General features: G+C 58.3%; 17 protein-coding genes and 1 riboswitch. Of the genes, 7 read left to right on the top strand and 10 right to left on the bottom strand.

The genetic code is table 11. The features are described 5' to 3' along the window. The first annotated feature begins 146 nt into the window (after positions 1-146). On the top strand, positions 147-1,169 hold the full coding sequence (locus tag G449_RS0108780) for an NAD-dependent epimerase/dehydratase family protein (RefSeq protein WP_022658939.1): 1,023 nt from the start codon (positions 147-149) through the stop codon (positions 1,167-1,169). 135 nt (positions 1,170-1,304) lie between these two features. Here the strand turns inward: G449_RS0108780 and G449_RS0108775 are convergent, their stop codons facing one another. From G449_RS0108775 to G449_RS0108765, 3 genes are read right to left on the bottom strand one after another with little or no spacing between them, the layout of a single operon-like run. Next, entirely contained in the window at positions 1,305-2,015 is a 711-nt protein-coding gene (locus G449_RS0108775) for a septal ring lytic transglycosylase RlpA family protein (RefSeq protein ID WP_027180843.1), read from the bottom strand. After that, a complete protein-coding gene (locus tag G449_RS0108770) occupies positions 2,006-3,004 on the bottom strand; it encodes a hypothetical protein (protein WP_022658937.1) in 999 nt (332 codons plus the stop codon). The genes G449_RS0108775 and G449_RS0108770 overlap by 10 nt, the downstream gene beginning before the upstream one ends. Further along, positions 3,001-3,270 carry a hypothetical protein gene (locus G449_RS0108765; RefSeq protein WP_022658936.1) on the bottom strand — a complete coding sequence of 90 codons (270 nt, stop codon included), beginning with the start codon at positions 3,268-3,270 and terminating at the stop codon, positions 3,001-3,003. Before G449_RS0108765 ends, G449_RS0108770 begins: the two co-directional genes overlap by 4 nt. Positions 3,271-3,842: 572 nt before the next feature. Here G449_RS0108765 and dsrA point away from each other — a divergent pair. The 5 genes from dsrA (at position 3,843) to ribB (ending at position 8,779) form a co-directional block, all read left to right on the top strand. Beyond that, the gene (gene dsrA, locus G449_RS0108760) at positions 3,843-5,156 is read left to right on the top strand and encodes a dissimilatory-type sulfite reductase subunit alpha (RefSeq protein ID WP_022658935.1); all 1,314 of its coding nucleotides are present in this window, start codon (positions 3,843-3,845) and stop codon (positions 5,154-5,156) included. Between the two features lie 18 nt (positions 5,157-5,174). After that, complete coding sequence (gene dsrB, locus G449_RS0108755) at positions 5,175-6,320, top strand: dissimilatory-type sulfite reductase subunit beta (RefSeq protein WP_022658934.1); 1,146 nt, start codon at positions 5,175-5,177, stop codon at positions 6,318-6,320. A gap of 60 nt (positions 6,321-6,380) precedes the next feature. After that, on the top strand, positions 6,381-6,617 hold the full coding sequence (locus G449_RS18635) for a dissimilatory sulfite reductase D family protein (protein WP_022658933.1): 237 nt from the start codon (positions 6,381-6,383) through the stop codon (positions 6,615-6,617). A gap of 554 nt (positions 6,618-7,171) precedes the next feature. After that, positions 7,172-7,753 (top strand): AmmeMemoRadiSam system protein A, encoded by a 582-nt coding sequence (amrA, locus tag G449_RS0108745; RefSeq protein ID WP_022658932.1) that lies wholly within the window; start codon positions 7,172-7,174, stop codon positions 7,751-7,753. Between the two features lie 87 nt (positions 7,754-7,840). After that, positions 7,841-7,991, top strand: a riboswitch (FMN riboswitch). A 116-nt stretch (positions 7,992-8,107) separates the two neighbouring features. Then, a complete protein-coding gene (ribB, locus tag G449_RS0108740; protein ID WP_022658931.1) occupies positions 8,108-8,779 on the top strand; it encodes a 3,4-dihydroxy-2-butanone-4-phosphate synthase in 672 nt (223 codons plus the stop codon). Between the two features lie 339 nt (positions 8,780-9,118). Here ribB and G449_RS0108735 read toward each other — a convergent pair whose 3' ends face one another. The 6 genes from G449_RS0108735 to panC all read right to left on the bottom strand — a co-directional run bounded on the left by G449_RS0108735 (position 9,119) and on the right by panC (position 15,884). Continuing rightward, the gene (locus G449_RS0108735; RefSeq protein ID WP_022658930.1) at positions 9,119-9,751 is read right to left on the bottom strand and encodes a CatA-like O-acetyltransferase; all 633 of its coding nucleotides are present in this window, start codon (positions 9,749-9,751) and stop codon (positions 9,119-9,121) included. Positions 9,752-9,836: 85 nt separating this feature from the next. Beyond that, positions 9,837-12,077 (bottom strand): SF1B family DNA helicase RecD2, encoded by a 2,241-nt coding sequence (recD2, locus tag G449_RS0108730; RefSeq protein WP_022658929.1) that lies wholly within the window; start codon positions 12,075-12,077, stop codon positions 9,837-9,839. After that, positions 12,074-12,385, bottom strand: a complete 312-nt coding sequence (locus tag G449_RS16600) for a helix-hairpin-helix domain-containing protein (RefSeq protein ID WP_022658928.1) — start codon at positions 12,383-12,385, stop codon at positions 12,074-12,076. The genes recD2 and G449_RS16600 overlap by 4 nt, the downstream gene beginning before the upstream one ends. After that, on the bottom strand, positions 12,382-13,479 hold the full coding sequence (gene aroC / locus G449_RS0108720; protein WP_022658927.1) for a chorismate synthase: 1,098 nt from the start codon (positions 13,477-13,479) through the stop codon (positions 12,382-12,384). The genes G449_RS16600 and aroC overlap by 4 nt, the downstream gene beginning before the upstream one ends. A 344-nt stretch (positions 13,480-13,823) precedes the next feature. Beyond that, positions 13,824-14,996, bottom strand: coding sequence for a methionine adenosyltransferase (gene metK / locus G449_RS0108715; RefSeq protein WP_022658926.1), 1,173 nt, complete (start codon positions 14,994-14,996; stop codon positions 13,824-13,826). A gap of 39 nt (positions 14,997-15,035) precedes the next feature. Then, on the bottom strand, positions 15,036-15,884 hold the full coding sequence (panC, locus tag G449_RS0108710) for a pantoate--beta-alanine ligase (RefSeq protein ID WP_022658925.1): 849 nt from the start codon (positions 15,882-15,884) through the stop codon (positions 15,036-15,038). 152 nt (positions 15,885-16,036) lie between these two features. Between panC and G449_RS0108700 the strand changes: the two genes are divergently transcribed. After that, a complete protein-coding gene (locus G449_RS0108700; protein ID WP_022658923.1) occupies positions 16,037-16,606 on the top strand; it encodes a hypothetical protein in 570 nt (189 codons plus the stop codon). Positions 16,607-16,762: 156 nt separating this feature from the next. Here the strand turns inward: G449_RS0108700 and G449_RS16595 are convergent, their stop codons facing one another. Next, entirely contained in the window at positions 16,763-19,006 is a 2,244-nt protein-coding gene (locus G449_RS16595; RefSeq protein ID WP_022658922.1) for a putative bifunctional diguanylate cyclase/phosphodiesterase, read from the bottom strand. Positions 19,007-19,093: the final 87 nt, after the last annotated feature.

The following is a 19,093-nucleotide window of genomic DNA, read 5'->3' as shown; positions in this document are numbered from 1 at the left end:
TGAAAAGGGGAGGAGCTTTTGCATATATAGGCGGCGCAGGCCGTCGCGGCTTTACAGTCGTGCTGCTACAGGGTAAAAGAGCAATGGTTCTGCTGCCCGGGAATCAGCCTTGGCGCAGGCCGGAAATCTGAAAACAGGACGCAAAAATGAGCGCGTATTCCGATCTTACCAAGTCCATGACTGCCCAGCCTTCGCGTTGGCTTATCACCGGCGTTGCGGGCTTTATTGGCTCCAACCTGCTGGAACATCTGCTGAAACTTGGGCAGACCGTGGTTGGTCTGGACAACTTTCTTACCGGCTACCAGAAAAATCTGGACATGGTGCGCGACATCGTTGGCCCAGAAGCGTGGAGTCGGTTTACCTTCATCGAAGGCGATATTCGCGATATCGACACCTGCCACGCCGCCTGCAAGGGCGTGCAGCATGTTCTGCACGAAGCGGCCCTTGGTTCTGTGCCGCGTTCCATTGACGACCCGCTGTTGTCCAACAGCTGCAATATCACCGGCTATCTGCACATGCTTGTGGCTGCGCGCGATGCGGGCGTGAAGAGCTTTGTGTACGCCGCTTCTTCCTCCACCTACGGCGATTCGCCCGAACTGCCCAAGGTGGAAGACAAGATCGGCAGCCCGCTTTCCCCTTACGCTGTCACCAAGTACGTGGACGAACTGTATGCGGACGTGTTCAACCGCTGCTACGGGTTCTCAAGTGTTGGCCTGCGGTATTTCAACGTGTTCGGCCAGCGCCAGGATCCTTACGGCGCGTATGCCGCCGTTATTCCCCAGTGGTTCGCCAGCCTTATCAAGAAGGAAACCGTTTTTGTGAACGGCGATGGCGAAACCAGCCGTGACTTCTGCTATATCGACAACGTTGTGCAGGCCAATTTGCTTGCCAGCTTTGCCCAGGGCGAAGCCACCAACAAGATTTACAACGTGGCCTTTGGCCAGCGTACCACACTGAATGAGCTTTTTGATCTCATCAAGGAAGAAGTGGCCCGCCACAAGCCCGAAGTCATGAGCGCCGAGTGTGCGCATCGCGACTTCCGCGCTGGCGATGTGCGTCACTCCCTTGCCGATATCAGCCGCGCAGAAAAACTGCTGGGCTACGGTCCCCAGTTTGACGTGCGCCAGGGCCTGCGCCTTGCGGGCGACTGGTACGCAGCCAACCTGTAGCAGCCGATCTCATTTCAGAAATATGAAACCCCGCGCAAGCGGGGTTTTTTGCTGCCCAAAGCTAGATAGAATTTGAAAGCTGCGGCAGGGGTGATTGCCGCACAAAAATTGCTTGGGATCTGTGTATAATTGTCGCTAATTGTCACCCACTACAAAAGCGCCGGGATACATGGCGCGGAAAATATCAAGCTCTTGCTGCGCCCCGAAAGAATCGGGCCACGGCCCCACCTGCACATTCCACATGTTGTTGCTGCCGTAAATGAGGCGTCCTCGTTTGCCGGTCTGGGAAAGGATGTTGATGAGGTTGTCGGCGTTCACCCTGTCGGCAAATGCCCCCACCTGAACATAAAAAGCCCCGGTAAGGTCGCCGTCTTCTTTCATGCGTTCAACGCCGCCCATGCTCTGAATGCGCACGCGCGCCGTTCCGGGGCCAAGGATGTTCAGGCGGCTGGCCGCAGCGCGGGAGAGGTCAATGACGCGGTCATCCACAAAAGGCCCACGGTCGTTGACGCGCACAATGATGGAGCGCCCGTTGCCCATGTGGGTGACGCGCACCTTGGTGCCCAGGGGCAGCAGTTTGTGGGCCGCCGTCATGGCGTACTGGTTGTAGGTCTCGCCATTGGCCGTGGTTTTGCCGTGGAAACCTGGCCCGTACCATGAGGCCGTGCCTTCTTCCACAAAACCATTGGCTGACTTGAGGGGATAGTAGGTCTTGCCGCGCACAGTATAAGGGCGGCTGCCGGGAACCCCGCCCTTGCGCCAGGAGCGCGAACCACAGCCGCTCAGGAGCGCGGCGCAAAGCAGGGCAACAAGAAAAATAAGAAGCGGTCTGACCGTCATGCACATCCGTGGCCCTGACTGCTCAGGTAGGGCAGGCAGGGGAGTGTGTTCTTTTTGCCGCAGGCGGCGCAAAGCCCGGAGCAGTCGGCCTCTGACGCGGCGGCGCATTCCAGTTCGTGCAGCAGGGCATGGCCCTCCCGCCCAAGGCTCCCGCCGTCGCGCGCGCGGGCAAGCAGGGCCAGCGCCGGATTGCGGCGGCCTGCATTGAGAAAATCCCTGGCAGCCAGAAGGTAGAGGCGTTCCCTGTCGTTGCCGAAGAGCGAAGTCAGGAGGTGTTCGTAACCCGTTCCAAAGACCTGGCGGGCAAAGTCTTCTTCGGTGGCAAGCCAGCGCGCCAGATGCGCGTTGTGCCGCTCGACCGCCAGATAGCTTGTGAGAAGCCGCAACCCGTGAGCCAGAACGTGCATGATGCGCGAAAGTTCGCGCGAGGAGCTTTCAGAGGTTTGCCCGCCAAGGCCACGCAAGGGGTTGTACATGTCTGCCGTAACCCCGGGCCTGCGCGAAATCTGAATAAGCCGGTTGGCGTAGTGCTGGCCCTGAAAGGCGTCTTCCTTCAGTTTGGCGCATTCGTGAAAGGCGTAGCCGATGCACCAGTCAATGAGGGTTTCAAAAGACTTCTGGGCATGAGCGCCACCAGGCAACACGCTGTCCGCATGGCGGCGCAGCGCAGTGATCTGAGCCATCTCCGCGGTATTGCCGCTTTCATCGGCGGGTTCTTCCGGCAGTGGCAGCTCCAGCGGCGGCATGCCGCCGGGGGCCATGGCCTCGATGCCTGGGCTGTTGCGGAAAAGGTGATGGGCCGTATCCTTGAGCCGCCAGAAAACGCCCTTGCGCATGGCCTCGCCCAAAAGGTCGCGCAAGGCTGTGTAAGAAACGGCTCCGTCCGCGTCAAAGCGGCGGCGTTGATCGGCCAGCAGGCTGTAAACGGTGCAATAATCGCGCACCAGATCGCGCACGAGAAAATCGCGGTTGGCCAGCAGCCAGCGCCCGTTCACGCTTCGTCCTCCTGGAGCAGGGCGCGGGCCACGGCGATGTCGTACAGCAGCAGGGGGTCAGATTCGGCATTGCGTTCTTGCTGGTACATGCGCGCGGCACTGCGCACCACAGCCATGCTCAGCCAGGGGTGCCGCTCCCACACTTCGGGATGGTCGGCGCGCCAGAGGCGAAATTCAACCTCGCCGTCAGGCCCGCGGCGCACGTAAACGCGCGAGAGGGCATTGCCCGCCTGCGGGTGATAGTACAGTCCAAGTTCGTCTTTCATTATAGTGATAACCCTTGCGGATATGCGGCCGTGTGAGGCCGTTGTTGGTGCGGCGCATCCGCACATTCCATATTGAGCATACGCGCAAGAAAGCGCTTTGCCAAGGCTGTGCGGTATTGTTGTGAAAAATAGTACAATATTTAAGAAAAAAGTTGCTTTTTTCCGCAAAAAAATGCCCCTACGTCTCGCCTAAAGTAATGATTTTGGCATGCTGTGCTCACGTGCATTGTGTCGCAAAGCCTTGATCGCCGGGTATTCTTGCGCCTTTTGCGTATATCATGCCGCCCCGGTTGTCATTAAGTGGAAAATGGGCTAATCAGTGTTTTGACCGCGTTGCGGCCTGACGGTCGGTGGCCCTTGCACGTCCGTTATCCGCGATCCCTTGGGGCGTCCCGATTTTACGGGGCGGGCGCATGCAGGTTTTACCTTCATGCGTGTGCTGGGGGGAGTATCCCCGCCATGCACGGGCAGCGATTTCGCGCCTGTACCCCGGATTGCCGCACCGGATCGCCGCAGTTGACCGGCACGTCACGCGAGCGCGTGATACAAACAAACCATGTGGAGGTATGGCAATGGCGAAACATGCAACCCCCTTGTTGGACCAGCTTGAAAGCGGCCCTTGGCCGAGCTTTGTGTCCGACATCAAACAGGAGGCGGCCTCTCGGGCCCAGAATCCCAAGGGTCTTGATTATCAGATCCCTGTGGACTGCCCTGAAGACCTTCTGGGTGTGCTTGAGCTTTCCTACAACGAAATGGAAACACACTGGAAGCACGGCGGCATCGTGGGTGTGTTCGGTTACGGCGGCGGCGTTATCGGCCGTTACTGCGACCAGCCCGAAATGTTCCCCGGCGTGGCGCACTTCCACACCATGCGTGTGGCCCAGCCTTCCGGCAAGTACTACCACAGCAAGTTCCTGCGCGACCTGTGCGATATTTGGGATCTGCGTGGTTCTGGTCTGACTAACATGCACGGTTCCACCGGCGATATCGTGCTGCTCGGTACCCAGACTGCCCAGCTGGAAGAAATCTTCCACGAACTGACCCACAACATGAATGTTGACCTGGGTGGTTCCGGCTCCAACCTGCGTACGCCCGAATCCTGCCTTGGCCAGTCGCGCTGCGAATATGCCTGCTACAACACGCAGGACATGTGCTACACGCTGACCATGGACTATCAGGACGAACTGCACCGTCCCGCCTTCCCCTACAAGTTCAAGTTCAAGTTCGACGGTTGCCCCAACGGCTGCGTGTGCGCCATGGCGCGTTCCGACTTTGCCGTTGTCGGTACCTGGAAGGACGACATCAAGATCGACCAGGACGCCGTGAAGGGCTACGTGGGCGGCGAATTCGCCCCCAACGCCGGCGCTCACTCCGGTCGCGACTGGGGCAAGTTCGACATCCAGAAGGAAGTCGTGGACCTGTGCCCCTCCAAGTGCATGAAGTGGGACGGCTCCAAGCTTTCCATCAAGACCGCCGACTGTGTGCGCTGCATGCACTGCATCAACACCATGCCCCGCGCGCTGCACATCGGTGACGAACGCGGCGCGAGCATCCTCGTGGGCGCCAAGGCCCCCGTGGTGGACGGCGCCCAGATGGGTTCGCTGCTCGTGCCCTTCGTTTCCTGTGAAGCCCCTTACGATGACGTGAAAGAAGTCATCGAAAAGATTTGGGACTGGTGGATGGAAGAAGGCAAGAACCGCGAGCGCGTGGGTGAAACCATGAAGCGCCTGTCGTTCCAGAAGCTGCTGGAAGTCACCGACACTCCCGCCGCTGCCTACCATGTGAAGGAACCGCGTTCCAACCCGTACATCTTCTTCAAGGAAGAAGAAGTGCCCGGCGGCTGGACCCGTGACCTCGCTGCTTACCGCAAACGCCATCAACGCTAGTGAAAGGGGGAGAAGAACATGGCTTTTATTTCTTCCGGGTACAATCCCGCAAAACCGATGGAAGGCCGCATTACTGACATCGGACCCCATAAGTATAATGAATACTTCCCGCCGGTGATCAAGAACAACTTCGGCAAGTGGCTCTATCACGAAATTCTGGAGCCCGGCGTGCTCGTGCACGTGGCCGAAAGCGGCGACAAGTGCTTTACCGTCCGCGTGGGCGGCACCCGTACCATGTCCATCACTCACATCCGTGAGCTGTGCGACATCGCCGACAAGTACTGTGGCGGCTACCTGCGCTGGACCACCCGTAACAACATTGAATTCATGGTGGACAGCGAAGCCGGCATGAAGGCCCTGCGCGACGACCTGAACAGCCGCAAGTTTGACGGTGGCTCGTTCAAGTTCCCCGTGGGCGGCACCGGCGCTGGCATCAGCAACATGGTGCACACTCAGGGTTGGGTGCACTGCCACACCCCCGCGACCGATGCTTCCGGCCCGGTCAAGGCCGTGATGGACGCCGTGTTTGAAGACTTCAAGTCCATGCGTCTGCCCGCCCCCGTGCGCATCGCGCTTGCCTGCTGCATCAACATGTGCGGCGCCGTGCACTGCTCGGACATCGGCCTTGTGGGTATCCACCGCAAGCCCCCGATGGTCGACCACGAATGGGCTGACCAGCTCTGCGAAATTCCTTTGGCTGTTTCTGCTTGCCCCACCGCCGCTGTGCGTCCCACCAAGGTGGAATACAACGGCAACAAGGTGAACTCCATCGCCATCAAGGAAGACCGCTGCATGTACTGCGGTAACTGCTACACCATGTGCCCCGCGCTGCCCATCTCGGACGGCGAAGGCGATGGCGTTGCCATCATGGTTGGCGGCAAGGTTTCCAACCGCATCAGCATGCCCAAGTTCTCCAAGGTCGTTGTGGGTTACATCCCCAACGAACCGCCCCGTTGGCCTTCGTTGACCAAGACCGTGAAGCACATCGTTGAAGTGTACGCGGCCAACGCCAACAAGTACGAACGTCTGGGCGACTGGGCTGAACGCATCGGCTGGGAAACCTTCTTCAAGATGACCGGCCTTGAATTCACCCACCACCTTATCGACGACTTCCGTGATCCCGCCTACTACACGTGGCGCCAGAGCACGCAGTTCAAGTTCTAGATATAGCTTGTTTATCAACCCCGGCGGCGCTATTTGCGCCGCCGGGACAGGAGACTCACCATGGCTGACGACAAAGACGTTGTTGTTGAATTCCTGAAAAGCAAATCCTCGTCCAAGTCCAAGTTCTATTTCAAGGATTTCCTTGAACTGTTCCCCGACAAGGGACCCCGCGACGTGAAGAAAGTGCTCACCAAGCTGGTGAACGAAGAAGTGCTGGAATTCTGGTCTTCCGGTTCCACCACCATGTACGGCATGAAGGGCGCGGGCAAGCAGTCTGCCGCTGAAGGCGAAGATTAGCAGCAAACCGCATTGGCCCAGGGTCTTTGCTTTCGGCTGCGCCAAAACGCGCTTTTTATTATGGTCGAGTACAACGTGTACGCTCCCTGCATAAAAAGCGCGTCTTTGTTGCCGACTGTATCTGGCTGCTGGCCGATGTCGTCTGGCATATTTCTTCAGAATGCCTCAGGATTATTTGTCGGGATTCTTATCCCGAACGGCAAGGACATGTCTTGATGCATGCGCCTTCGCAAGGTGCGTCAGCCTTTGCGTGTAAGCCTCAGCAAGTTATGCCGCAACGCGAGTTGTGGCATTTCTTGCTTTTTTTTTGGGGGGCGGTCGTATGCTCCTCCGCCTTCGGCTTTGTTTAAAGCGCTACGGCAGACTGGCCTACAGATGCATAGCTGAAAGTCACAAGGCATATGTGGCACATATGTGGCAGCATCCACGCTCCCTCTTGATCACAAAGGCTTGCTCTGCGCGGGTATTCCCCGCAATCTGTGCTGAACGGGTAAACCTGTATGCCGGTCTGTCCTGTTTCGCTTTCACACCCTGTTTGTTACGCGGGAGGCAGAATGAGCATTGCATTTTCCCTGTCTGACACTGAAAAGCAATTTTTGTCGCATCAGGCCCGCATGTCCATAGAAGCCGGATTGGCAGGAAAAAGCGTGACGGATGCTCCGCAACCTCCTGCCGGACAATTTGCACCAGAAAGTGCCCTGTGGCGAACGCTTGGGGCTTTTGTAACCCTGAATATGGGTGAGAGGCTTCGAGGTTGTATTGGCAATATTGTGGGGCGTGAGCCATTGTATGCGACTGTGTGGCATATGGCGCAGGCTGCGGCTTTTGCAGACCCCCGTTTCCCCGAGCTAACGCTTGCCGAATGGCCGCATGTTGCCCTCGATATTTCCGTTCTGGACGAGCTCAGTCCTTGCTCCGGCCCGGACGCAGTGGAGGTGGGGCGGCACGGCCTTGTGCTGGTCTACGAGGGGCGCAGCGGCGTTTTTTTGCCCCAGGTGCCTGTGGAGCAGGGTTGGGATCGTCTGGCCTATCTGGATAATTTGTGTCTCAAGGCCGGGGTGCCTCCCGGCTCGTGGAAGCTGCCGGGGGCGCAATTATTCTGGTATGAGGCTGTTGTGTTCAAGGCCGCCACCTGAATGGCCGGGCCTGAATAATTACGCCTCTTTGGGGCGCGGCAGGTGACGTGATGCTTGCACATGTCCTTTCCGGGGTGTAAGCTGCTCGAGATTTCTCAGGGCGGGGTGAAAGTCCCCACCGGCGGTGATGCGGCGGCCAGCAGGCTTCCGCCAGCCCGCGAGCGCCCAGTGTTTGGGGTCAGCAGATTCGGTGAGAATCCGAAGCCGACGGTTATAGTCCGGATGGAAGAGAACGGTTTTTTGCCGCCCACAGCAGCGGTGCGTCCTTTATTGGAAGGCGCACTTTGTGTTGCGGCCCGTCCACGCCCTGATGCACCATCTCCCGGCAAACAAAGCCGGAAACAGGAGAACGGAATGCATCAGTCCTCATTATCCCTTGCTTCTTTCGGCACATCTGAAGAACGTGTTCGCGCTGCTCTTGCCTCATTGCGCAAAGGCGGCGGCGTCTGCGTTGTGGATGACGAAAACCGCGAGAACGAAGGCGACCTCATTTTCAGCGCGCAGCACATCACTGTGCCGCAGATGGCCATGCTGATCCGGCATTGCAGCGGCATTGTCTGCCTGTGCCTCACGGACGAGCATGTGCAGCGCCTTGACCTGCCCATGATGACCGACCACAACACCAATACTCAGGGAACTGCCTTTACCGTCACCATTGAGGCGGCCACGGGCGTTACCACGGGGGTTTCCGCCGCTGACCGCGTTGCCACCATCAAGGCCGCCGCTGCGCCCGCTGCCCAGCCCGCCCATCTGCGCCGCCCCGGCCATGTGTTCCCCCTGCGGGCGCGTCCCGGCGGTGTGCTTGAACGGCGCGGCCACACGGAAGCCACGGTCGACCTCATGCGTATGGCAGGCCTTGAACCCTGCGGCGTGCTCTGCGAACTGACCATGGATGACGGCGAAATGGCCCGGCTGCCCGAAGTTGCGGGCTTTGCCCGCGCTCACAACATGCCTTTGTGCAGTGTGGAAGATATTGCTGCGTGGAGGTTGGCTATGGGCGACCTCCACCTTGCCGCCAGTGCTTAATTGATGGCCGCGCTGCATGCGCCTTTTGCCCTCTGGCTGCGTCAGGAGTGCTTTGTATTTCGGTCGAGTACCTAAGAGTACACTCCCCCTGCATACAAAGCGCTCCTTCCTTGTCAGAGAACAAAATGCATCATGCAGCGCGGCCATCAAGGTTATGCGCAAAAAGCCCTGCTTTTCTCGTCAGCGAACAAAATCCATCGTGCGGGAAGTCAAGGGGGCGGCTCTCTGAACGCAAAGCGGCCCTTCCTCACATGGCGCAGGAAAGTCTGACCTCATGAAAAAAAGATAGCCCGGTTCATGGAATGAGCCGGGCTTGAATTTTGAATGGCGCTGTCGTGATTAGCCGAAGTATTCGTGGGGTGATTCGATGATTTGCGAGAAGAGCTTATAAAACTCAGCCAGATGTATTCCATCAATAAAGCTGTGGAGCGCTTCAATGGACACGGTGAGATTCCCCAAGGAATCCTTTTTTCCAAAAAGAATTCTGGGCACGCTGTCAACCCACGGATCACCCCAGGGATTTGTTGCAGAAAGTATGGGAATATCTGGCAGGCAGCTAAAGTAGATCAAGTTTTGCACATCGCCGCCCTCGGGGCAAAGCGTTGGATTCTGGTCGGCAATGGCCCGCGCTGCGCTGATGTTGCTGCTGAATATGGAAAATTTGCGATCAAATTTCGCAACGCAATTGCAATGTAAGGTTCTGCCTTTGGGGATGTAGGTAAACGCTGCATCAATGCTGTCAAATTCCACGGGGCGCAGATTGACTATGCGCTGTCTGAAGCCAGCAACGCCATGAACGGCGAGCATGGCGGCAAAATAGATGCAATCTGTAAGCCGAAAGCCATTCTGTTTTTTTGCTTCATACAACCTGGCAACATTTGCTGAAAACGAAACACTGAAGCACGGATTTTTTCGTGACTGAAAGAAATTGAAATGTTCATTTCTTTCCCATGAGTTATCAAGGTATTTCATAATGAATCCTGGTGCGGCACTGTTTCTTTAAAAAACGTATTACAAATTGGCTGGAGCTTCAGAAAAATAATTCGTGCAGAGTCGGCTACTCCACAGGCGTGAGGCGTTGCGCCAAGCGGGTGAAGCGCTTGCGGGTCTTGTTGTTTTTGACAGCCATGTGCAAGGCGCGGGATTCGCCAACCAGAATGACCAGTTTCTTGCCGCGCGTTACGCCCGTGTAAATAAGGTTGCGTTGCAGGAGCACATAGTGCTGCATCATGACGGGAATAACCACAGCAGGGTATTCCGAGCCTTGCGATTTGTGGATGGAAATGGCGTAGGCGGGCGCGATTTCGTCCAGTTCGTCAAATTCGTAGGGCACAACGCGTTCGTCAAAGGTGATGCTGAGGGTGCGTTCGCGCACGTCCATAAAGCTGATGCGCCCCATGTCGCCGTTAAAAACGTCCTTGTCGTAGTTGTTGCGTATCTGCATGACCTTGTCGTGCAGGCGGAAGCAACGGTCGCCACGGCGCACTTCAATGCCGTGCGGGTTCAGGGCTTCCTGCAGGCAGGCGTTCATGCGGCCAGCGCCTACAGCGCCCTTGTGCATGGGCGTGAGCACCTGGATGTCGTCAACGGGGTCGAGGTTGAATCGCCGGGGAATGTGGTTGCGCACCAGATCCACAATGAGCTCTGCGGCCTTTTCGGCATCATTCTGGTGGATAAAGTAAAAGTCCGAGAGCCGCTCCTTGCTTGATTCCAGCGAGGGAATTTCGCCACGGTTGATAAGGTGGGCATTGCAGATGATTTCGCTCTCGGCGGACTGACGGAAAATTTCGGTCAGTTCCACAACAGGCACAACGCCGGAACGGATAATGTCTGCAAGCACGTTGCCCGGGCCTACCGAGGGCAACTGGTGCACGTCGCCCACCAGCACAAGCGTTGCGCCAAGCGGCACGGCCTTGAGCAGGTGATAGAAGAGCAGGGTGTCCATCATGGAGGCTTCGTCAACCACGAGGAGGCCGCAGGCGAGGGGATTGTCCTCATTGCGGGCAAAGCCGTCTTCCTTGGGGCTGTATTCCAGCAGACGGTGGATGGTGCGCGATTCGCGACCCGATGTTTCAGACATGCGCTTGGCGGCGCGGCCTGTGGGGGCGGCCAGCAGAATGCGGGCGCGCACCTCGCCAAAGAGTTTGATGATGGCATTGATGATGGTGGTTTTGCCCGTGCCGGGGCCGCCGGTGAGCACCATCATCTTGCTGCGGGCGGCGGTGCGCACGGCCTCAAGCTGCTCTGCCGCGAGGGATATGTTCAGTTCGCCCACAACCTTGTCCACCAGCGCATCCGGCTTTTCAAAACGCACGGATTTGGGCGAGCGCAAAAGGCGCTGGATGTAGAAGGCGGTTTTTGACTCGCAGTGGTGGTAGCGCCGCATGTATACGCCAATCTCGCCAGGGGCGTCAGGCATGTCCAGTTTTTCGCGCACGATGCGTTCATCAGCTTCGAGCGCGGCGAGGGCATCCTCCACAAGGCCTTCGTCAACGCCAATCTGGGCGCAGACTGCCTCGGTCAGCTCCGCCTGCGGCAAATAGACGTTGCCGTCGTCCGTGGCTTTTTGCAGCACATAGAGGGTGCCCGCCTGAACCCGCAGGGGATTGTCGTGCTCAAAGCCCAGCTTGCTGGCGGCGGCATCAGCGGTGACAAAGCCAATGCCGTGAATGTCCATGGCAAGCCGATAGGGATTTTCGCGCACAATGGCGAGCGCGTCCGCGCCATAGGCGCGGTAGATGCGTACAGCGTAGGCTGGCGTGATGCCGTGGGGCTGCAAAAAAAGCAGCAGGTCGCGCATGCCCCGGTGTTCAGCCCAGGAGGTGCGGATGCGGTCAAGGCTCTTGCTGCCTACGCCGCGCACCTTGAGCAGACGCTCTGGCTCTTCATCAAGAATTCGTATGGTATCTGTGCCAAAGGCTTCAACAATACGCCCCGCCATTTCTTCGCCAACGCCCTTGATAAGGCCTGAGGCGAGATAGAGGCGGATGCCCTCGCTGGTGGCGGGCAGCATTTCATCGGCGTTCTGAAACTCGATCTGGCGGCCAAAACGGGGGTTGTTGACCCATCGGCCTGATACTTTGAGCTGCACTCCCGCCTGCGGGTTGACCATGTGCCCGATGCACGAAACAGGGTCGCGCGGGCGAGTAAGGCCAGCATTGCCGCTGCCGCTGTTCACGCTTGCAGGCAACAGACGCAGCACCGTGTAGCCGTTTTCTTCGTTATGAAAGACAACGCGCTCCACCGTACCGGTGAGTTCAACGGAATCGGGATCTTGTAAAAGGGGCAGGTTGCTCATGCACTCGCCTTGTCAGCAATCCTTGGGCTTGTTGCAGCCTTGCGCTGCCGCGACCACCAGAACCAGTCGCGCTGTTCATCGGAAAGTTCCGGGTTCTTTGCCTGGGCAACAGCGCAATTGAAAACATCAAGGCAGCAGATATCAATTTTCTGGCCTTTGATGCGGCACAATTCATCATACAGAGCCTGAGGGTCGCGCCCCGCCAGGTCGGAAATACCAGCAACGCCAAGCAGGCGCAGGTCTTCAATGGTTGCCGGGCCAACAGAACGCAGGGCGTTCAGAGCGCGAGCGTCGGCCTTTTTGTTCACAGGCCCAGCCCCATGCGCTGCTGGAGCAGCAGGGCATCGGCAAGGGCCAGAGCCGTCATGGCTTCCAGAACCGGCACAACGCGTGGGATGGCGGCAAGGTCGTGCCGTCCGCCAATGAGCACGGAGGCGGCGTTGCCCTCCTTGTCCACGGTCTGCTGGGTAACAGCTATGGATGCGATAGGCTTGACCGCAGCATGCATGACAATGGTCTGCCCGCTGGAAATGCCCCCCAATATGCCCCCTGCGTGGTTGGAAGCAAAGCAGGCCTTGCCGGGCTGCGCCGGGTCAGCAGGGAGCAGGGGATCGTTGTTCTGGGAGCCATGCAGCTTGGCCACGCCGAAACCTTCGCCCACAGAAAAGCCTTTGACTGCGCCAATGCTCATGATGGCATGGGCCAGCACTGCCTCCAGCTTGTCAAAAACGGGTTCGCCAAGGCCTGCGGGCACGTTGCGCGCTTCAATGCGCACAATGCCGCCCAATGTGTCGCCCGCTTTGCGGGCGGCCAGCACCACCTGATCCCACAGGGAGGGCATGGCCTCTGTAGCGGCGCAATAGGGACGTGTGCGGGCATTGTCCAGATCAAGGGTAGCCCAGTCCTGTACGGCTGTGCCACCCAGCTCCACGCAGGCGGCCATGATTTTTACGCCACGGCGTTCAAGGATCTTGCGGGCAATAACGCCGCCAGCCACGCGTGCAGCGGTTTCGCGGCCTGAGGAGCGCCCGCCGCCGCGATGGTCGCGTATGCCGTTGTACTTCTGAAAATATCCCCAATCCGCATGGCCAGGGCGGAAAACTTCGGCAAGATTGCCGTAGTCGTGCGAGCGCTGGTCTTCATTGGCGATGTAAAAAGCAATGGACGTACCCGTGGTGAGGCCCTCATACACGCCGGAGAGCAGGCGAACCGTGTCCGATTCCTTGCGCTTGGTGGCGGTGGGGCCCTGACCGGGTTTGCGTCGGTCAAGCTCGGCCTGAATGTCGGCCTCTGTCAGGGCCAGGCCCGCCGGGCAGCCGTCTATGACGCCGCCAAGGCCCACGCCGTGGGATTCGCCGAATGTTGTCAGCCGCAGGGCCTGTCCGAATGTATTGCCAGCCATGTGCTACCTCGCCTTCACTACAGCATTTAGTCGCTCACGGGGCGTTTGCCAGCGCAATACATTGCGTCTGGGCCTTCGTGGCGGGCGTCTGTTCACGTAGACGCCGGGCAGTTCCAGGGGGAAACTGCTCGTAATAGCGCCGGAGCGGCGCGGTCAAGTGAGACAGTATAGGCAAGGGCGGGGCGGCTTGCAACTCGTGCGGCGAACGGGATATTTCGCCGGGATTAAGGCGGTAAAGAGCCTGTGGCCGAAGTATGCGAGAAAAAGATGTGGACAAAAAAGAGGTGCAGAAAACCCAGCAAGGAGTTTCCTGCACCTCAAAAGGGCAAATACGCAGGCTTGCGCTACACCTTGGCGGCGGTGCGCAGGTCGGCTACGGCATCAGTCTTTTCCCATGTGAATTCCGGCAGTTCGCGGCCAAAGTGGCCGTAGCAGGAAGACTTCTGGTAGATGGGGCGCTTGAGATCAAGGCGCTTGCTGATGAAGTAGGGGCGCAGGTCAAAGACTTCGCGCACGGCCTTGGTCAGCAGTTCGTCCGGCAGGTCGCTGGTGCCCTGCGAGGAAACAAGCACGCTGACGGGCTGGGCCACGCCGATGCAATAGGCGATCTGCACTTCGCATATAGGTGCGAGGCCCGCGGCAACAACGTTTTTGGCGATGTAGCGGCCCATGTACGCGCCGGAACGGTCAACCTTGGAGGGATCCTTGCCGGAGAACGCGCCGCCGCCGTGGTGGCCGCTGCCGCCGTAGGTATCCTGAATGATCTTGCGGCCTGTGAGGCCGCAGTCGCCCATGGGGCCACCCACCACAAAACGGCCGGTGGTGTTGATGAAAATTTCGCAGGCTTTTTCGTCAAAATAGCCGGAGGGTTCCAGGATGGGGCGAATGACGTGCTTTTTCACGGCTTCGGCCACATCAGCCTGGCTGGCGTTGGCGCTGTGCTGGGTGGAGACCACCACGTTGTTGATGCGCACGGGCTTGCCGTCCTGATATTCAAAGGACACCTGAGTCTTGCCGTCGGGGCGGAAGACGTCCACTGTGCCGTCCTTGCGCACTTTCGCCAGCTGCTGAGAGAGCTGATGCGCCCAGTAAATGGGAGCAGGCATAAGGGTGGAGGTTTCGTTGCAGGCATAGCCAAACATCATGCCCTGGTCGCCCGCGCCCTGATCTTCTGGCTTTTCGCGCAGTACGCCCTGCGCGATGTCGGGCGACTGGCGGCCAATGGCGTTGATGACCGCGCAGGTCTGCCAGTCAAAACCCATTTCTGAGCTGTTATAGCCAATGCCCTTGATGGTTTCGCGCACCACATGGGGCAGGTCGGCGTAGCCGCTGGTGGTGATTTCGCCAGCGATAACGGCCATACCCGTGGTCACCAGGGTTTCGCAGGCCACGTGGGCGTTGGCGTCCTGTGCCAGCAGGGTATCAAGGATGGCATCGGAAATCTGGTCGGCGACCTTGTCGGGGTGGCCTTCAGTTACAGATTCGGAAGTGAAAAAGTATTTGCCCTTGGTGTGCATATGAATCTCCTTGGGCGCTCGCGTCAGTGCGGCGCGGGTTTAGGGTCGCAACAGAATATTGTCGATAAGCCGGGCCTTGCCCATGCGCACGGCACAGGCCATGAGCGCCGGACCGGTGACTTCGGTGAGCGGAGCCATGGATTCCGGGTGAACAATACTGAGGTAGTCAAGGCGCCCCATGGGCAAAAATTCCGCCCAGCGGCGCAGCACAGCCTCGCGCAGCAGCTTGACGCTGGTTTCACCGTTCTGGGCCAGTTTTTGAGCGTAGAGCAGGGCCTTGCGGATCTCCGGAGCGTGGGCGCGTTCGTCCGGGCTGAGGTAGACGTTGCGCGAGGAAAGGGCCAGGCCGTCAGCTTCGCGCACGGTTTCGCGCGTTTCAATGCGCACAGGCACATCAAGGTCGCGTACCATACGGCGCAAAACGGCCTGCTGCTGCCAGTCCTTCTGCCCAAAAACGGCGACATCCGCGCCGGTCAGCATAAAGAGCTTGAGCACCACGGTGCATACGCCGCGAAAGTGCACAGGCCGGGTGAGGCCGCACAGGCCTCGGGAAAGTTCGGGAACTTCCACCCAGGTGGCGTGGTCTTGCGCGTACATGGTTTCGGGCTGCGGCATGAACAGCGCGTCCGCCCCATGACTGCGGGCTATGTCCGCATCGCGCTCGGCATTGCGGGGATATGCTTCCAGATCCTCGCCGGGGCCAAACTGGGTAGGGTTGACAAAAAGACTCACCACCAGACGTTTTGCCTGCGTGCGGGCATAGGCCATGAGGTCTTCGTGCCCCTGATGGTAGTAGCCCATGGTGGGCACCAGAGCGATATCGTCTCCGGCGCGGTGCCAGGCCTTGCATTGGGCCGCCAACTCTCGGGGATTTGTGAATATCTGCATATCAAGGTATTGTGATATTGTTTGTGAAGGCTCTTTTATACACGTGAGGCAGCAGCTTGTAAAGAAAGACCTTTGCAAAAGCAGAAAAGCTGGCGGGGTGGAAGGCTTGACCCTGGGTGTTGCTGTGGGCATAACAACCGATGGGGGTATTCATGCTGAAACCGTTTTATCAGGGCAAGCTGGACACATTTTGCGCAATTTATGCAGTGCTCAACGGCTTGCGGCTGACCCACACCATCAGGGTTCTCAAGGCGCGCGACATTCTTAACGAAACCCTGATGGGCCTTGCGGCCTCGCCTGAGGCCTTCCGTGCCGTGCTGGAGCAGGAAACGGATTATTGCGGGCTGGTTGACGGTATGCTGCGCATCCAGAGCCGTTCCTTTCCGCTGGAAGTGCGCCAGCCCTTTACAGATGAGGACGACCCCTCTGTGGATCAGGTCTGGGAATGCTGCCGCACATGGCTTGCGCCGGGCAGCGGCAGGGCTGTGATCTTCCGTTTTCTGCGTCACATCACCCCGGATGGCCCGCCTGTGAACCGGCACTGGACCACCGCCGACTCGCTGACTGATGACGTGCTGCATCTTTTTGACTGCAGCCACGAGGCAGAAGCCATCCTGAACGTGAACAAAGACAGCTTTGTGACCCGTGCGGACGACATTCGCGAAGGCAAGTTGCTGTATATCCAGCCGCACACCATCCGCCTGCTGCGCCTGCCGCTGTAAACGGGGGCAAGCCCTGTCACGGAATAGTAGCCGGGGAAAGCCCGCGACCATGCATGCCAGACACGCTGAGACAGCATGTGCAGCGACAGTTCCGCCGCGATCTGACGGCTTGGGGTGTGTTGCCGAGGCTTGGGCGAGAAGGCGGGGCGGGAAGACTCAGTATTCTTTGATGGGTGCTTCAGTGCTTATGGGCAGCCCCAGACGGATGGCGTCTTCCTTCAGTTGCGGATGCACCCAGAAGGCCTTTTCCTGCACAAAGCTGAGCACTTCAAACTCCGCCGTATCCACTGGCCTGGAATAATAGAAACCCTGGGCGCAGTTGCAGCCGCTGTTGAGCAAGAAACGGGCGTGTTCCTTGGTTTCCACGCCTTCGGCCACAATGGACATATCAAGATCGCGCGCCAAAGCGATGGTGTTGCGGGCCACAATCTGGCCGCGCTTGTTGGTGGTGCCGTCGCTGATGAAGGCCCGGTCAAGCTTGACCACGTTGAAGGGCAGATCACGCAATGTACTCAGCGATGAATAGCCCGTGCCGAAATCGTCCATGGAAAAAACAAATCCCGCGGCCCGCAGTTCGTTCATCAGGCGTTTCAGCCTTGGCTCATTGGCAAAAAAGGCACTCTCGGTCAGTTCCAGCTCAAGCATGTGACGGGGCAGATTGTACTTGTTCAGGAGGCTGACGAGCTTGTTGGGCAGGTCGTCATCGTTAAAATGCAGCCGCGACATGTTCACAGAGATGGGCATGGGTTCGTACTGCTTGTCGAGCCATGTGCGCAGGGTCTGGCAGGTCTGGTCCCAGATGTACGAGTCCAGCCGCACAATAAAGCCGTTGCGCTCAAACAAGGGAATAAAACGTCCAGGCAGGATAAGCCCGTCTGTGGGGTGCTGCCAGCGCACCAGCGCTTCTGCTCCCACGATGCGCCCGCTGGAAATCTGCACCTTGGGTTGCAGAAAAAGCCTGAACTGGTGTTTTTCCAGCGCTTCGTACATCTGGTCAGTGATGTAGCTTTCATCGTGCAGGCGTTTGCGCAGGGCATCATCGTAAAAGGCAAAATTGACAATGTCGCTGCCCTTGACCGTCTTCTGCGCCAGATAGGCCCAGTCGCACAGGATGTGAGCCGGAGTGCGGGAGTTCTCCACAGGGCAGATGCCAAAGAACAGCTTGACCCGAAAGGTGTCGGAATAGTGATCCAGCCGCAGAGAAATGTTCTGGATGAACTGTAGCGTCCGCTCGGTGCCGCCTGTGAGGCAGACGGCAAAAACATCGGCGGTGAGCCGGGCAAAGATTTCCTTTTCAGGTATGAGGCGCTGGCGGATCAGGCGGGCAATGCCCCGCAGCAGGCGGTTGCCCTCCTCAAGCCCGAAAGATTCGTTGATGGCCTTGAACCCGGCCACGTCAAAGCGCAGTACGCAGTACTGCTCGTTGGGCCGGTTTTTGATGAGCTTGTCTATTTTTTCAAAAAATGTCTGGGTGTTGAAAGCACCGGTGAGGGGGTCGTGCTCTGCGCGCAGACGCAGGGCCTGCTCGGTACGGGTGGTGGCGTCCACATCGTTGAGAGTGCCGATGTAGCGTTCTTCCGACTCCCCGTCGTCAAGCTTGGTATAGGTGATCTTGCACCAGATGTACTGGCCGTCGCGGCGGCGCAGCCGAACGGTCATTTCGCCAGAGCGGATGCCCAGGGCAAGGCGCGCCAGACAGGTGTCAAATGGCTCCATGTCGCCCGCGTAGAGAACATCGTCTTCACGCCACACGTCAAAGGGATTGCGCCCGTCATATTCGCCTGCCAGCAGTTCGGGAATCCTGTGGCTCAGGTAGGTCAGATCTGTGCCGCTCCATTCAAAAACCAGGGTGCGGGTGTGGTCCACCACTGCCTTGTAACGCAGGGCATCCAGCTTTTGCCGGCGCAGCATCTCGTTCTCATGGGCAATGTCGGCTGCAATCTTGTGGTTTTCAATGTCTTCCGTGCAGACAATATAGGTCTGTTCCCCGCCGTATTGGGGTGCAGGAAAGACAATAACGCGCACCCACCTGTATAAACCGTTGAGGGCTTTTTTGCGAATGTCTTCCGCAGCAAAGAGGGGAGTCTGAGCCAGCATCTGACGCAGGCTGTCCTGAGAAAAAAACGCCGCAAAGCGCTGCGCATCATCAGGATGCACCCTCTTGGCAAGTTCGCTCCTGAGCGTTTCGGCAAGGGGCTGACCCAGCGGCATGCGCGCAAAATGACCTTCCCCGTGGTACAGTTCGCGGCAGGTATCCCTTTCAAAATCTATAAGCAATATGTCGCCGTAGACGCTCTGCAAGGCGTGGGAAAGGCAAATTTCCTGGGGAGATTCCGCAGGAGGTTTTTCTCCGGATTGGGTAGCCGATATGCTGAGGTTTGCAGGGTCCGCGTTTTTCATATTTATGTTCCGCCGTGCGGCATTACATTTGTGTATTAGCCTGTTAGACAACAGATTGAATCTAGCATCTGTGTTATCGTTTTGCAA

Source organism: Desulfovibrio desulfuricans DSM 642, assembly GCF_000420465.1.
Taxonomy (GTDB): domain Bacteria; phylum Desulfobacterota; class Desulfovibrionia; order Desulfovibrionales; family Desulfovibrionaceae; genus Desulfovibrio; species Desulfovibrio desulfuricans.
The sequence above is the reverse complement of the archived record's forward strand: the minus strand, read 5'-3'. Positions and strand labels throughout refer to the sequence as shown.